This is a genomic window from Pseudoalteromonas sp. Scap25 (assembly GCF_013394125.1).
GTDB lineage: Bacteria > Pseudomonadota > Gammaproteobacteria > Enterobacterales > Alteromonadaceae > Pseudoalteromonas.
This window is the reverse complement of record NZ_CP041328.1, coordinates 665,443-679,736: the sequence shown is the minus strand read 5'-3', so window position 1 is coordinate 679,736 and position 14,294 is coordinate 665,443. Positions and strand designations below refer to the sequence as shown.

14 protein-coding genes and 1 pseudogene are annotated in these 14,294 nt (G+C 40.0%); 8 read left to right on the top strand and 7 right to left on the bottom strand.

Annotation, left to right across the window (positions count from 1 at the left end; all coding sequences use genetic code 11):
• Positions 1-10: 10 nt before the first annotated feature.
• Positions 11-943, bottom strand: a complete 933-nt coding sequence (rlmF, locus tag FLM54_RS18470; protein WP_178957347.1) for a 23S rRNA (adenine(1618)-N(6))-methyltransferase RlmF — start codon at positions 941-943, stop codon at positions 11-13.
• 129 nt (positions 944-1,072) lie between these two features.
• On the opposite strand from rlmF, the gene FLM54_RS18465 reads away from it, so the two are divergent.
• Positions 1,073-1,981 carry an alpha/beta fold hydrolase gene (locus tag FLM54_RS18465; RefSeq protein ID WP_178957345.1) on the top strand — a complete coding sequence of 303 codons (909 nt, stop codon included), beginning with the start codon at positions 1,073-1,075 and terminating at the stop codon, positions 1,979-1,981.
• On the opposite strand, the gene FLM54_RS18460 is transcribed toward FLM54_RS18465, so the two are convergent.
• The 3 genes from FLM54_RS18460 to FLM54_RS18450 all read right to left on the bottom strand — a co-directional run bounded on the left by FLM54_RS18460 (position 1,950) and on the right by FLM54_RS18450 (position 6,599).
• Positions 1,950-3,392, bottom strand: coding sequence for a tetratricopeptide repeat-containing sulfotransferase family protein (locus FLM54_RS18460; RefSeq protein ID WP_178957344.1), 1,443 nt, complete (start codon positions 3,390-3,392; stop codon positions 1,950-1,952). The genes FLM54_RS18465 and FLM54_RS18460 overlap by 32 nt on opposite strands.
• Positions 3,393-3,536: 144 nt before the next feature.
• Positions 3,537-6,107 (bottom strand): TonB-dependent siderophore receptor, encoded by a 2,571-nt coding sequence (locus FLM54_RS18455; protein WP_178957342.1) that lies wholly within the window; start codon positions 6,105-6,107, stop codon positions 3,537-3,539.
• 333 nt (positions 6,108-6,440) lie between these two features.
• A complete protein-coding gene (locus FLM54_RS18450) occupies positions 6,441-6,599 on the bottom strand; it encodes an oxidoreductase-like domain-containing protein (protein ID WP_178957341.1) in 159 nt (52 codons plus the stop codon).
• 103 nt (positions 6,600-6,702) lie between these two features.
• Here FLM54_RS18450 and FLM54_RS18445 point away from each other — a divergent pair, with 103 nt between their 5' ends.
• A complete protein-coding gene (locus tag FLM54_RS18445) occupies positions 6,703-7,125 on the top strand; it encodes a hypothetical protein (protein WP_178957339.1) in 423 nt (140 codons plus the stop codon).
• Between the two features lie 83 nt (positions 7,126-7,208).
• Complete coding sequence (locus FLM54_RS18440) at positions 7,209-8,570, top strand: leucyl aminopeptidase family protein (protein WP_178957337.1); 1,362 nt, start codon at positions 7,209-7,211, stop codon at positions 8,568-8,570.
• Positions 8,571-8,621: 51 nt separating this feature from the next.
• On the opposite strand, the gene FLM54_RS18435 is transcribed toward FLM54_RS18440, so the two are convergent.
• Both FLM54_RS18435 and FLM54_RS18430 read right to left on the bottom strand, forming a co-directional pair.
• Positions 8,622-9,008 (bottom strand): VOC family protein, encoded by a 387-nt coding sequence (locus FLM54_RS18435; protein ID WP_178957335.1) that lies wholly within the window; start codon positions 9,006-9,008, stop codon positions 8,622-8,624.
• Positions 9,009-9,090: 82 nt separating this feature from the next.
• Complete coding sequence (locus FLM54_RS18430) at positions 9,091-10,170, bottom strand: ketoacyl-ACP synthase III (RefSeq protein WP_178957333.1); 1,080 nt, start codon at positions 10,168-10,170, stop codon at positions 9,091-9,093.
• A gap of 375 nt (positions 10,171-10,545) precedes the next feature.
• On the opposite strand from FLM54_RS18430, the gene FLM54_RS18425 reads away from it, so the two are divergent.
• From FLM54_RS18425 to FLM54_RS18405, 5 genes are all read left to right on the top strand, one after another.
• Positions 10,546-11,784 carry a HAMP domain-containing sensor histidine kinase gene (locus FLM54_RS18425; protein ID WP_178957331.1) on the top strand — a complete coding sequence of 413 codons (1,239 nt, stop codon included), beginning with the start codon at positions 10,546-10,548 and terminating at the stop codon, positions 11,782-11,784.
• Complete coding sequence (locus tag FLM54_RS18420) at positions 11,781-12,308, top strand: response regulator transcription factor (protein ID WP_178957329.1); 528 nt, start codon at positions 11,781-11,783, stop codon at positions 12,306-12,308. The genes FLM54_RS18425 and FLM54_RS18420 overlap by 4 nt, the downstream gene beginning before the upstream one ends.
• Positions 12,309-12,335: 27 nt before the next feature.
• Positions 12,336-12,758, top strand: a complete 423-nt coding sequence (locus FLM54_RS18415) for a thiol-disulfide oxidoreductase DCC family protein (RefSeq protein ID WP_178957328.1) — start codon at positions 12,336-12,338, stop codon at positions 12,756-12,758.
• A gap of 87 nt (positions 12,759-12,845) precedes the next feature.
• Positions 12,846-13,124 (top strand): peptidylprolyl isomerase, encoded by a 279-nt coding sequence (locus FLM54_RS18410; protein WP_178957326.1) that lies wholly within the window; start codon positions 12,846-12,848, stop codon positions 13,122-13,124.
• Positions 13,125-13,195: 71 nt separating this feature from the next.
• The gene (locus tag FLM54_RS18405; protein ID WP_178957324.1) at positions 13,196-14,002 is read left to right on the top strand and encodes a transporter substrate-binding domain-containing protein; all 807 of its coding nucleotides are present in this window, start codon (positions 13,196-13,198) and stop codon (positions 14,000-14,002) included.
• Here FLM54_RS18405 and FLM54_RS18400 read toward each other — a convergent pair.
• A pseudogene (locus FLM54_RS18400) lies at positions 13,964-14,161 on the bottom strand (hypothetical protein); the annotation flags it as partial. The gene FLM54_RS18405 and the pseudogene FLM54_RS18400 overlap by 39 nt on opposite strands.
• Between the last annotated feature and the right edge of the window lie 133 nt (positions 14,162-14,294).

Below are 14,294 nucleotides of genomic sequence, written 5' to 3'. Positions count from 1 at the left end.
TATGTGGCTTTTATGCTAATTCTTCACAAATTTGTTCACGGGTGGCCTTATCAAAATAGCTCCATGCAATAAAGCGACTGACTTTTTGCCCTTGTGCCATTTCAACAATTTTAAATTCACTAATAGGCTGTTGTTTTAGCTGTGCTTGTAAGGCTGCCAGAGTTTCTTTTTTAGAAACCAACGAGGTAAACCAAATTACTTGGTCACTGTAATCACTGCTTTCTTTAATCATGCTAGAAATAAAGGCCAGCTCACCACCTTCACACCATAGCTCATTGCTTTGTCCTCCAAAATTAAGTGCTTGCGAAGGCGCTTTGCCTAAGTTTTTCCATTTGCGTTCACTGCCTTTATTGGCTTCTTCTGCACTGGCGTGAAATGGCGGGTTACACATCGTTAAATGATACAAATCTTTCGCATTAATCACCCCTTTAAAAATATGTTCAGGATTTTTTTGTTGTTTAAGCGTTATTTTTAAATCATTAAACTGAGCGAGTTGCTTGGCTATTTTGATTGCTGCAGAGTCTATATCGCTGCCAGTAAAGTGCCATTGGTATTCGCTACTGCCCGTTAGCGGGTAAACTAAGTTAGCGCCAGTGCCTATATCAAGCACTTTAATTTGTCGGCCAGTGGGAATAACCTGCTGATTATCTTCGCTGAGTAAGTCAGCTAAGTAATGAATATAGTCAACTCTACCTGGAATAGGTGGGCATAAATTGTGCTCAGGAATGTCCCAAAAGTTAATGTTGTAATGACTTTTTAATAGCGCCTGATTCAAGGTTTTTACAGCTAAGTTATTACTAAAATCAATACTTTGATTGCCTGCTGGAGTCGTAATTAAAAAAGCAGTTAACGAAGGGGTTTGCGAGGTAAGCAAATTAAAATCGTAACCATTTTTGTGTTGATTGCGCGGATGTAATTTAGAACGAGTTGATTTTGCTTTCATGAGGCTTTTTTAACAACAGGAATAAAAGCCAATAGTAACAAATACAGACAGAAAAAGTGCATAATTTTCCCTTTGGCTTACCAGTTATTACTGGTAGGATGAGTTGTTAGCAATTATAAGGAATTCGCTTTGGCAGTTACTCAACAGTCTGTTTTTATTAAATTAGGTAACCATCAAACACTGCATTTGCGCCGTATCGCAAACCAGCAGCCAAGTGGGCCTGTGGTGCTATTAATTCATGGCGCGGTAGAAAATGGCAAAATATTTTACACTCATAGCAATAAAGGGTTAGCGCCTTTTTTAGCTGAACAAGGGTATAGTTGCTACGTAGCTGATTTACGCGGGCGTGGTGAAAGTAAGCCTGCCATTTGTAAACAAGCACGTTATGGACAAACTGAGGCGATTGTTGAGGATATTCCGGCATTCATTGAAAAAATTGAACAGTTAGAGAGTAAAAAACCTGACTTTTTAGTTGCTCATTCTTGGGGGGGGGTGTTGCTTAATAGCGTGTTTGCTCGCTTCCCTGAGTTGATAAACGATGTAAAAGCGTGTGCCTATTTTGGTTCAAAGCGTTCGCTATTTAATAACCACCCAAAAAAATTATTCCAGGCCAATTTGATTTGGTATTTTATGGCACCAATTTTAGCGAAAAAACACGGTTATTTACCGGCAAAACGCTTAAAGTGGGGCAGTGATGATGAAACTCAAAAGTCGCATTACCAAAGTATGCAGTGGGCCAAGCAAAAGCCATGGATAGACAGTGATGACGGCTTTGACTACGCTAAAACATTAGCAAATCTTACGCTTCCTCCAACGTTACATATTGCGGCAGTAAAAGATAAAGCATTGGCACAGCCTATCGATATTCAAAAATTTATTGATGAGTCAGGTACTGGGGTGCAAAAGATGCAAATATATGGCCGCCGCTTTGGGCACAAAGTAGATTACGACCATATAAATATGCTTACTCACCCTCAGGCACGTCAAGAACAGTTTATGGATGTGCTTAACTGGTTTGAGGCAACGAGAGCAAATTAAGTAAAGGGGCTTCATAACGCTGCCACTTATCAAGGCTTTTGTTATTTACAGGTTGCCTGATGGCATGTTTACTAAGCGTTGTAACGGCGCTTTTATTTTTGTAAAAGTCTAAACAAGTGTGTTCAAATTCGCAGCCCGTAAAACTCAATAGTGCGGTTAACTGTTCCTTGGGATTTTCAATTAACTGCTCGTAACTTAAATTATAAATAGCTAAGCGGTTAAATTGCTGCCAATGGCTCATCAGTTTTTCATAAAGCTGATGGTACAAAGTAAACTGATTTAAATCACAAAAATAGGGTTCGTTTTCAGCAAAGTAATTAGTAAACACTGAAAAGGCGGTTGCGTGAAAGTTGCGGGTCAGGTTAATAAACTTAGCATCTGGGAATAAAATATAAATTAGCCCTAAGTTTTGATAGTTGCTCGGCAGTTTATTGATCACAAATGGGCAGTTGCCTCCAAAAGAGCTTAACGTATCTAAATAAATATCTCTGGCTTGGTTAATTAAAGGCGTTGTTAGTTTAGCTAAACATTGAGGGTAGCGTAATCCTGTTTTATGTTCTAAAAAAGCAACTACCTTATTACTAATACTGGTGTCCTCTCCAAGCGTTGCCCATTGACTGTGCCCTGCTAACATTTGCTCAAGTAAGGTTGAACCGCTTCGTGGCATGCCAATAATAAACACGGGTGTGACAGGGTACTGTTTGTTTAGTTTTGCTAAATTGAGCACACTTTCATTGTGATATTCAATAAGTTGATCATAAAACCCAATTAAATCCTCAGTATTAAATTCACTGAGTTTACGTTGTTGCTGATTGGCAATAACAAAGTAATTAAATGCTTGATCAGTATCATCTAACTTGTCGTAACTTTTAGCTAAAGCATAGTAACAGACCATTTTTAAGCGTAGGTTATTTGTTTGCGTTAAAAAATGGTGTAACTGATCAATGTAATTATTTGCTTTATTAAAGCGCCCTAATTGTACCAATTCAAATAAAACATAAGCCGTAACCGGTGCTATCCCAAGCTTTAATGCCTCCTCAAATGTGGCCTGCGCTTTATCAAGCTCGCCAAAGTTTAAATAGTGCTGAGCTAAATAATAATGAGTGTCTGGGTTTTCTGTAGCAATACTGGCTGCGTATTCGAGTACTTTTTGCGCATCTTCAGGGGAGTTGACCGCATTAAATGCATCACTTAGTGCATATAAGGGTTCTAATACATAGGGTAGATGCTGACACGCCCGTTGTAGTATATACACAGCGGCATCAAATTGTTCTAAACGCAATGCTACCTTACCTAGGCCAAATAGGGCGTCACCATTGTCTGGCTCTGATTGTAAAAGCGTTTTGTAATGAAACTCAGCTTCTCTAAGCTTGTTTTGTGATAATAACTCATTTGCTTTTTTTAGTAGCATAATACAACAAATATTCTTTTTATTTACTATAACCCTAACGCCATAAAAAATGCGAGTGTAATGGTCATTTTAAATGGGTTTATAGAGGGTAATAAAAAGGCGAAATGCATTACACATTTCGCCTTTTCTTGTTGTTAACACATTTTAGAAAGTATAGGTTGCTTTAGCGTAGTAAAAACCACCATTAATACCGTATGGAGAAGTTTCGTAGTACTTACCACCCCAATTGTTATTAGGTGCTACGGTAAAATCAAGTTTCTCTGCTTCTTGGTCCAGTAGGTTTTGTGCACCGACTGAGAAACTGATTGAGTCATTCATAAAGTAAGTTACTTCAACATCTAATGTTACTGCTGCATCAGCTATTTTAGCGGTTTCATCATAATCTACGTGAACACCTTGGTACTCACCAAAGTAATTAAGGCGAGAAAATGCTGAAAAGCTTTCCCATTGCTGTGCCCAGCTCAGTGTTGCACGGTGATTAGGTAAATCATTTTCAAGACGGCTTACTTTAAATGCTCCTGTGATATCACTTGAGCGTGTTACTTCTGTTTCATTCCAGTTGTACGCTAAGCTAAATGTAGAACTACCATTGAATAATTCAGCTGAGTAGTTAGCCACTAAGTCAACACCTTGAGTAGTGGTATCAAAGTCATTGGTAAAGAAACTAACTTGCGCTAAGTTTTGTACGTTAGGTACACCGGCAGCTTCGAGCGTGTCTTTATCTGCTTGGCTAAGTTCTATTTTATCTGACTGACTAATACGATCATCTACTTGGATGTTGTAGTAATCAACTGTTAAGAATAAATCGCCCATGGTGTATACCGCACCAAAGGTATAGCTTTGTGATTCCTCAGGCTCAAGTTCAGTACCACCAAGTTGAATAGCAATTGGGTTTGTAGGTGGTAACAAAGCTGAATCTACCAGTACACCACTGCTTAAGTTAGTTTGTACGTTACTAACATTCGCTTGGCCTACGGTAGGTGCACGGAAACCGGTGCTAATTGAACCTCGAATATTCAGATCATCAGTAAGGTGGTATTGACCCATTAACTTATAGTTAGTGGTTGAACCAAAGGTATCGTAATCTTCGTAGCGAAGCGCTAAGCCCATTAAGAACTCTTCAGTAAATGGCGCTTCAATATCAATGTAAGCTGCATAGTTTCGACGGTCGTATTCGCCTGCATCTGATGGTTTAAATCCAGGGAAACCGTTAGAACCAATACCAAAACCTTGATCAGTTAGTGGGCCAGCTATAAACGAAGCTTCATCGCCTGATACCACGGTAAAGGTTTCTTCATGCCACTCTAAACCACCGGCAATGTTTACATCGTAAGCTAAGTCAAAGTCAAAACCCTTTGAAATATCAAAATTAAAGTTTTTCTCTAATTGTTCATATTTACCTGGGCTAAAATCACGCGGGCTATCTGGACCCAATGATGCATTGATTGTGTCGTATATAAAGTAGCGAGATTCGTTATACCCTACAGTACCGCTTAAATCATAGTAAGCGCCTTCTAAAAAGCCGCCAGTAAACTCGCCTTTAGTACCAATAGTGAGTGACGTATCTGTGATATTGCCACCAAAGTTTGGTGTAAAACCGCCCGGAAGCATTTCGTTAAATGCGAAACAATCAGGGTTGTTTGCTACACCATTAATGTAGTCAGGGTTATCAAGAACGTTGTCATCAATCATGATTGTTGGACAATTACCGCTCATGTCGCCGGTTAAATCACCAACAAGGAGTGTTTCGCCACCATCATTTGAGTATGCACCAGGGCGAGTATGCGGGTTACGGTAATAAAAACCACCACGTACATCACGTTCAGAATAGTTACCAAACATATAAAATTGTGAGTCATTAGTTAGCTCTAAACCAACATTACCAAAGATAGAGATGTCGTCATCAACCTCTGGTGCACCCCATACTTGGGTGATTGGAGCAATGTCGGGAACACCAGCTGCATCAAGTGCTGCGGCATCCGGTCTTTGTACCGAGCGGCTAGTCGCATCGGCTGTTTTGTACTGAAAGCTTAAATTTGCAAAACCGCTATCGGTAAACGGTAAACCCACATTACCTGAAATTTGGGTTGTATCACCGTCGCCTTCGTAATATTGGCCTTTTCGAACTTCAAATGACCCGCCTTCCGAGGCATCTTTAAGTTGGAAGTTTAAAACCCCAGCAATTGCATCAGAACCATATTGTGCAGCAGCACCATCGCGAAGTACTTCTACTTGTTTCAGTGCAATACTTGGAATAACTGAAATGTCGGCACCTTGCGCACCATCATTAATACCACCACCTAAAAAGGCAATAACTGAAGCGCGATGACGACGTTTGCCGTTAAGTAAGATTAATGTGCTATCTGAAGGTAGTCCGCGTAAGTTTGCAGGGCGCACTAGTGAAGCGGCATCACTAATTGGCATTGAGTGAACGTTTAAAGAAGGAATAGCCCCTTTTAACAGCTCTAGCATATCAGTATTACCTGATTTGCTAAGTTCTTCACCACCGATGATATCGATAGGAACAGGTGAGTCACCAATAGAGCGGGGCGCAGAGCGCGTACCTACTACGGCAATTTTTTCTACATTTTTGTTTACTTTAACTTCTGTTTGCTCTTCTTGAGCAATTGCTGAACCAGAAACAAACAAGCCTGCGGCTGTTGTTGCTAGAGCAAATTTGATGGCCTGTTGAAGCGCGTTGCTTTTTAATTTCATTCTAAATATCCCCAGTTAGAATTGATTTGTATAGTCTATTACTGACTTATTATTGTGGACATTTCACGTTCAATGGGGAGCAAATATAGCTAACTCACTCCTAAAAGCTTAATTAATTAAGCGCACCTCCTGTGAGTCCTCGAAATAGACTATAGATAAAAAAACTAAAGAGGGCAATGGGAAATTAACCACTATTTAACAAGTTGAAACAAATGATTTATCTAAAAATAACGCAGAGTTAATTGCAGCTAGGGCGAGAAAAGGAGGAAAAAACAGACATTGATACATAATGACTAACTAAATAAGTTAATTTAGTCATTTTATATTATTGAATTAAATTGATTTGCTGTTGATATTTTCACCATGATGTTTTTTCCACGCTGCCAGCTTTTCTTTATATTCATCCCACACACAAGGGCAGCAACTGCCGCCGCCACAGCATTCATCAGATTTTGGTCTTTCGGGTTTAGTTTCGGGGCGATTTTTTTGCATTTTTTATTACAAAAGTGGAAAAAAGGACACCTAGAATAAATGATTGAACAAAGCGTGTAAATTATTCTTTGTGAACTTAGAGCGCTGTGTGAGAATACAGGCTATGCGATTATATAAAGTCATTCATCGTGCCCCCTGGCGGGTTGCTAAAATTAGTAAAAAGCGACAGCAACTGCGTTTTCGCCGTGCTATGGTCGCGCTTAAAATAGCCCTTGCTCAAGAAAGGCAAGAAACCAAAGAGATGCTAATAACCTACAAGCGTTATACTCAAGGGCAAACAAACAAAGCAGAGCTAAAACGCGCCAATGAGCAGTTTGTTGATATTTTAAAAGGGTTGGGGCTAGGCATTTTTGCGTTATTACCTTTTGCACCATTAACTATTCCATTGGTTGTTAAGCTAGGGCAGTTAGTGGGTGTTGATGTTTTGCCGAGCTCTTTTAGTATGAATAAGCCTATGAAAGAAATTGATCAAGAAATTACTCAACAAAACCAACAGCAAGACTCAACTCCCTCCGAAAAGAAGTAAGCTAGTTAGAGTATAATTAGCTATACCTTTTAATAGTGCTTATTGTTATGCTAGGACATCAATTTCTATTATGTGAGTCATTAATGAGCGCTTTACTTTGTCATACCTCTTCAGGTATCCCTCTATCTTTTGTTGTTAAAAATGAATTAACAGACTGGCTTACTCAGCAACCGAGCTTTGTGCAGCAGTGGCTTGCAAATACCGATTTTGAAAAGTCAGGGCTGGCGTTAATACCAAACGCAGAAACGGGTGAACTAAGCCAAGTATTTTGTATTATGCAACGAGCTGATGATTTTTGGGCCGCTGGCGAGCTTGCAAGTAAATTACCTAAAGGATGCTATCAAATTCAGGGTGATGAATCGTTAGTTTCTCAACTTGCTTTAGGATTTGTGTTAGGTGGTTATGAGTTCAGTGAGTATAAACAAAAAGCCACAGCTAAAGCTCAGCTTGGCATTGCTGATAAAACATTATATGAACAAGTAAAACAACAAGCAGATGCAATTAATCTAGCCCGTGATTTAGTAAATACCCCCGCTGCTGATATGATGCCGCAGCACTTATCACAGGTAATGAGCGATTTAGCTGATACATTCGACGGCGAGTTTACTCAATGGGTAGGTGATGAGTTATTAGAACAAAATTACCCAACTATTCATATGGTAGGCCGTGCAAGTGAAAACAAACCGCGTTTACTCGATTTGAAGTGGGGTGCGATTGATGCGCCGCTAATTACATTAGTAGGTAAAGGTGTATGTTTTGACTCAGGTGGACTGGATTTAAAACCAAGTTCAGGCATGCGTAACATGAAAAAAGACATGGGCGGGGCCGCACATGTTATTGCCTTAGCACAACTAATTATGGCCGCTAACTTACCAATACGTCTTCGCGTGTTAGTCCCTGCGGTTGAGAATGCCGTTTCGCGTAATGCATTTCGCCCAGGCGATGTAATAAAAACACGTAAAGGTATTATGGTCGAAATAGATAATACTGATGCAGAAGGGCGACTAGTTCTGTGTGATGCGCTAAGCGAAGCACAAAACGATGATCCTGAATTAATTATTGATTTCGCTACTTTAACTGGCGCGTGCCGTGTTGCTTTAGGGACAGAACTGCCAGGCTTTTTCTCAACGGAACGTGATGTAGCTAATGCGATTATGGATTCGGGGATGCAAGTTAACGACCCTGTTTGGCAATTACCGTTATTCGAGCAATACACCCCATTTTTGAAAAGCGATGTGGCTGATATGACTAACTGTTCAAGTACGCCATATGGTGGCGCAATAACCGCTGCGCTTTATTTGAAAGAATTTGTAGAGCCAAACACACCATGGGTTCATTTTGATGTAATGGCATGGAACTTACGAGCATTACCAGGGCGCCCTGCAGGTGGTGAAGCTCTGGGTATTCGTGCAGTATTTACTTACCTACAAAATCGATTTAACTAACCTAACTAGGGTTAACTAAATCAAACATACCTTGCCTTGAGTTATTTGATGTTAAAGCGCATATAACTCAAGGGGTAAACCATCTGGATCGGCAAAAAAGGTGAATTTTTTGCCGGTAATTTCATCCACTCTTATTTCTTCTACGTCGATTCCATGCGACTCTAAATACGTTTTACTGTTTTCTACACTACTAACCTTAAATGCTAAATGTCTAAGTCCTTGTGCTTCGGGGTAGCTTGGTCTACTTGGCGCATCATTAAACGAAAATAATTCTAACTGACTGCCATCAGGTAAAGCTAAATCGAGTTTGTAAGACTGACGCTCTGCTCGGTAGTGCTCATTAATAATCGTGAGTTTTAATATTTCACTATAAAAATCTTTAGAGCGTGGGTAGTTGCTACAAATGATGGCTACATGATGAATGCCTAGTAGTTGCATATATTTTCCTTAAAAAGCAAAAAGCGCACTGCTTTCAGTGCGCTTTTTATCAATACATATTTGCTTGGGGTAATGTTAGCTTTTAGCCAGGCTCTGCGTCTTTACACGCTTTTACAGCTGGTGCAACAAGCTCTAAACCTGTTTTATCACACGGTGGAAGCATAGCATCGCTAACAGCAATGGGTGTTACTCGCTCGCCCCATTTGATATAGCTTGCCGCCCACGTTAGGCCTGCTCCAAATGCAGCCGACATAATATTGGCATGCGGCTTAATTAAACCTTGCTCAACGGCTTCGCACAGCGCAATGGCAATCGTCGCAGCAGAGGTATTACCGTATTCGCCAATGTTAACCATTACTTTGCTGTCTTCAACCTTTAAACGGTTTTGAATTGCTTGAATAATGCGCAAATTAGCTTGATGTGGCACAAGTACGTCTATATCGTCTAACTTAAGGTTTGCCTGTTCAAGCACGTCGTCACAGGCTTCACTCATGCCTTTAACCGCACGTTTAAATATTTCACGACCTTCAAATAAAAGATCTGATGGGCCAATTGGCTCATATTTATTTAAATCACTGCCGAAATTAGTAATGTGTAAAATATCACGATCTTCGCTGTCACAGCCGGTTTTAGTCCCTAATAAGCCTGCAGGTGTTTCTGCTGCTTCAAGCACAACGGCACCGGCACCATCACCAAATAAAACAGCACTGTCGCGTCGTGCCCAGTTTACATACCACGTCATGCGTTCAGCGGCAATAACTACGGCTTTTTTGATCATACCGGCCTGAATTTGCGCAGTCGCAGCTTGTAAAGCATATAAAAAACCAGAACATGCTGCATTGGTGTCCATGGCTGCAGCGCCTGTGGCACCGATATTTTTTTGTACCAATGAAGCGGTGTTTGCCACTACAGTTGACGGCGTGCACGTTGCTAAAATAACTAAATCGATGTCTTTTGCATCTATACCTGCACAAGCAATGGCATGTTTTGCAGCTACACTAGCAAGCTCGGCGGTAGTTACATGGCTTACTCTACGTGCTTTGATACCGGTACGCGTGGTGATCCACTCATCGGTGGTATCTACAATTTCACTTATTTCGTCGTTGCTGATGCTAGCTGGTGGAATGCATTTCCCCCAACCAGTGATATGTGCGTAAGGCATAGTGTGTTCTCTTAAAAGTGGTATGACGTGTTCGTCTAATGAGTACGTTATAACAAAAATTAGCTATTAACACTAGTTTATAGCAGCTATAGGGCTGTAATCACTGCTTTTTTACCAATTGTTTGTTGCATTATTAGTGAAAGGTTAATTATTGGTTTTTACTTTGTAAACCAAAAAGCATGTAGCTTAGGCGCTTTTTTCCAAGTTAGTCCATCGCGCTTTAGTGCTTACAAAAAACAACCGCCTTATCCGCGATGTATGCTTGAGTGTAGCTAAGTCAGAGTCTAATATGAGACGGTTTAGTGTATAATAAATGCAATAAAAAAAGCATGTTAATCATAAATAATAAAACCCAGTGTATTCAGGAACTCTATCGTGTTAATTAAAACCGACCCAGCTATTAGCCGATTATTAATGCTGCGCAGTGGTGCCATTGTTGTCCAGCTTATTACGGTACTCAGTGTATATTTTTTATTGGAACATCAAATTGCACTTATGCCGTTGTTAGGGGTTATTGCTGTTGAGGCGGTTTTTCAGTTAGCCAGTGTATTTGCCTACCGGCATGTAAGCCAAGCAAAGCCAATTGGCATGCTAATGCAATTGACCGCCGATGTGCTTTTTTTAACCATTTTGTTGTCTTTAAGCGGGGGTGCCACTAACGCATTTGTGTCGTTACTATTGTTGCCTATTATGATAGCTGCCATTACATTAAGCGCTCGAGGGCTTGCCTATATCGCTATATTGGCGATTGCCGCTTATAGCTTATTATTAATTAGAATGCCCGAACACAGTATGCACCAAATGAACATGAATGGTCATTTTATTGGTATGTGGGTTAACTTTGTTATAAGTGCTTGCGTAATAGCGCTAGTGATAGGGGCGATGAACCGCGCTTTGCAGCAGCGTGAGCGCACTATTGCGAAGGTTAGAGAAAAACAGTTGCGCAATGAACAACTGGTTACACTTGATGGCGCTGCGGCGCAAATTACTCATCAATTAGCAACACCGATTGCTAATTTACAATTATTGTTTGAAGAGCTTTTAGAAGAGCATCCCGACAATGAAGTTATTCAGCAAATGCAAACGCCGCTATTGCAATGCCGCACTCAGCTTAACGACTTTAGAAATCTCTCAATGCAGTTACGGGATCAAAACACTCAAGCACCCATTAAAGCAGAGCAGTTGCAAAATCAAATTCATGATACGTTACTATTACAATATCCTAATCAACAAATAAACTGGTTTAACGGGGCACCTGAAGCCACATTACAAAGTGACGCTATGCTGCTACCTGCAATTTTAAATTTATTACAAAATGCAGTACTTGCTAATCAAAAGCACGGCCAAGTGCAACTTGAACTAAGTTGGCAGCAACCTGACGCACAAAACATTGCGTTAATTATTCGTGATTTTGGTGCTGGCTTTTCATCCTCAGAGTTAGCGGAGTTAGGTGGGCATTTAATGCCTAGTGAGCAAGGCATGGGGATCGCAGTTATGTTATCAAATGTGACGTTTGAGAGGTTAAATGGCTCGCTAACGGTATATAATCATCCCGAAGGCGGAGCGGTTGCAAAGATAACAATGCCACTATTAACAGCAGAGACAAAAGCATGAAGCTACTTATTGTTGAGGATGATATTAATTTAGCGACGACGTTAGCACGTCGGCTAACTAAGCACGGGTTTAATTGCGAGATCGCACATAATCACACTGATGCACTTCTAAGGGCTCGTCAGCAACAGCCTAACTGTATTTTATTAGATATGAAGCTGGCCGATGAGAATGGACTGTCGCTGATTGCACCGCTGCGCCATTTACTCACACATGCTCATATTGTATTGCTCACTGGCTTTGCAAGTATAGCAACGGCGGTAGAGGCGATGCGCTTAGGGGCTAATGACTATTTAACTAAGCCTGTTGATATGGCAAGTTTATTAAAAGCACTCAAAGTTGAGGTGGCAAGTACGGCAGCAACTGAAATTTCAGAGGGGGTTATGTCGCCCGAACGTTTAGAGTGGGAGCATATTCAACATGTTTTACACAGTAATAACGGTAATGTATCAATGACCGCTAGGCAGTTAAATATGCATAGGCGCACCTTGCAGCGTAAGCTACAAAAAAAGCCAGTGCAGCAGTAGTTTAGTACTTAATTTGTGAAAAGTTTTATGAGCGATGATTCCGCGGCATTAATGTTAAATCAAAAAATTATATTATTTGATGCGCAATGTAAGCTTTGTAGTGCGTGGTGTAATTTTATTATAGCTCACGATCCGACCATAAAATTTAAATTGTGCAGCGTGCAATCGCCGGCAGGGCAAACGCTACTTGCTCAATTTGGTTTTTCCACTACCAATTTTACTTCGATGATTTATATAGAAGCACAAAAGCCATTTACCCGTAGCCAAGCCGTTTTTCGGGTGTTCAGCCAGTTAAGTTATCCGTGGAAGTTGCTTAGCGTATTTAAGTTATTACCACGAAGGCTGACTGATTGGCTTTATAACAAAGTGGCTAAAAACCGTTATACATTATTTGGTAAATACCAACACTGTCGAATTCCTCTGCAAAAAGATGAAGAACACTACTTATAGCCACATTTTTAGCAAGTGCTGTATCACTTAGGCTGTGCTAAAATCGCGGCGTTTGATTACTAGTAAATAGGTTTTAAGGGCTTTCTCATGGCAAATACAGCACACGCACTTCACATTTTGGTTAAGCACAAAGAGATTGCAGAAGACATCATTAAGCAATTAAGTAAAGGCGCAAAGTTTCAAACCTTAGCTAAAAAATATTCGTCTTGTCCGTCGGGCAAAAAGGGCGGAGATTTAGGCGAATTTAGACGCGGTCAAATGGTTCCACAGTTTGATAAAATTGCGTTTAAAGGCGAGATTTTAGAGCCACATTTGGTAAAAACAAAATTTGGTTGGCATGTGATTAAAGTACTTTATCGCACCTAAAAGCGTAATTCTAAGTTCCCGCTATACTTACTATTCCCCATTTTATAAATGCAAAGTAACTTGGAATGACCATGAAGTTATTTAATTTATGCTGCAGTGTTATCCTTATTACCCTGTCATCTTTTGCTTGGGGAAGCGAGCAAATAGTGACGCTCAAATTAGGGAAACCGAGCACACCTAATATGCCTAAAAATCATTATGTTTTGAGCTTATTAGAAAAAAGCTTTGCGCAGATGAATGTTAAACTCAATATTAGTTATAGTGTTGAGCCGATGAATACTAAACGAGTACTTGAAGAGCTAAAGCGCGATGGAATAATTAATTTTGCCTGGTTAAGTATGTCAAAAGAGCAAGCAAGCAGCCTTGTACACACAACCTTTCCAATATACTACGGCTTGCACTCAAAACGTTTACTGATGATAAAACAAAGCCGGCTGGGCGAATTTTCAGATATAAAAACCCTTGAACAACTAAAGCCATATATAGCTTTACAAAAGCAAAGTTGGTCTGATTATTATGTATTAAAGAGCAATGGCTTAACAGTTAATGGTGATTTGAGTTATGAAAGCATGTTAAAAGCGTTAGATGAAGGACTTGGCGATTACTTTCCTCGTTCAGTAACTGCGATTAGAGCTGAAATACAAAAAAGCCCACAGTATAACTTTGTCGTTGAGCCGCATATTATGCTGCAGTATGATAATTTTTATTACTTTTATGCAAATGAAAAAAATAAAGCGATTATCGACTTATTACAGCGGGGCTTAACAAAGCTAGCACAAAAAGGCGAGCTTGATGCACTCTATACGCAATTTTACCATGATGTTGAGGATGGGCTTGGTTTAGGTCAGCGAACAGTGTTTAAACTGAAACAGCGATAAGGTTATTATCGCTGTAAAACAGTTTGCTAATCTTGCTTTATTTCTTCTTTGCTTAAGTGCTTGAATAAATGACTCACTCGGCTGCCAACCGGTAAGAGCATACTTATCGTTTATAATGAAAGTAGGCACTGAAGCAATACCCGTTTGCTTAAAGTTATTTATTTGGAATATGAGAACGAAGATAGGTTGCAGACATATCATGAGATTAATAGCTATAGCCCTGGAATTAACTTGTATTTTACTGAAAAGAACATAAAAAATACTATAAACTTTAAACTCGATAGTGAAATCG

Excerpts from the sequence above, each read along its gene's own strand:
- rlmF (WP_178957347.1), bottom strand. The coding sequence starts at position 943 with ATGAAAGCAAAATCAACTCGTTCTAAATTACATCCGCGCAATCAACAC.
- FLM54_RS18460 (WP_178957344.1), bottom strand. The coding sequence starts at position 3,392 with ATGCTACTAAAAAAAGCAAATGAGTTATTATCACAAAACAAGCTTAGA.
- FLM54_RS18455 (WP_178957342.1), bottom strand. The coding sequence starts at position 6,107 with ATGAAATTAAAAAGCAACGCGCTTCAACAGGCCATCAAATTTGCTCTA.
- FLM54_RS18450 (WP_178957341.1), bottom strand. The coding sequence starts at position 6,599 with ATGCAAAAAAATCGCCCCGAAACTAAACCCGAAAGACCAAAATCTGAT.
- FLM54_RS18445 (WP_178957339.1), top strand. The coding sequence starts at position 6,703 with ATGCGATTATATAAAGTCATTCATCGTGCCCCCTGGCGGGTTGCTAAA.
- FLM54_RS18440 (WP_178957337.1), top strand. The coding sequence starts at position 7,209 with ATGAGCGCTTTACTTTGTCATACCTCTTCAGGTATCCCTCTATCTTTT.
- FLM54_RS18435 (WP_178957335.1), bottom strand. The coding sequence starts at position 9,008 with ATGCAACTACTAGGCATTCATCATGTAGCCATCATTTGTAGCAACTAC.
- FLM54_RS18430 (WP_178957333.1), bottom strand. The coding sequence starts at position 10,170 with ATGCCTTACGCACATATCACTGGTTGGGGGAAATGCATTCCACCAGCT.
- FLM54_RS18420 (WP_178957329.1), top strand. The coding sequence starts at position 11,781 with ATGAAGCTACTTATTGTTGAGGATGATATTAATTTAGCGACGACGTTA.
- FLM54_RS18415 (WP_178957328.1), top strand. The coding sequence starts at position 12,336 with ATGAGCGATGATTCCGCGGCATTAATGTTAAATCAAAAAATTATATTA.
- FLM54_RS18410 (WP_178957326.1), top strand. The coding sequence starts at position 12,846 with ATGGCAAATACAGCACACGCACTTCACATTTTGGTTAAGCACAAAGAG.
- FLM54_RS18405 (WP_178957324.1), top strand. The coding sequence starts at position 13,196 with ATGAAGTTATTTAATTTATGCTGCAGTGTTATCCTTATTACCCTGTCA.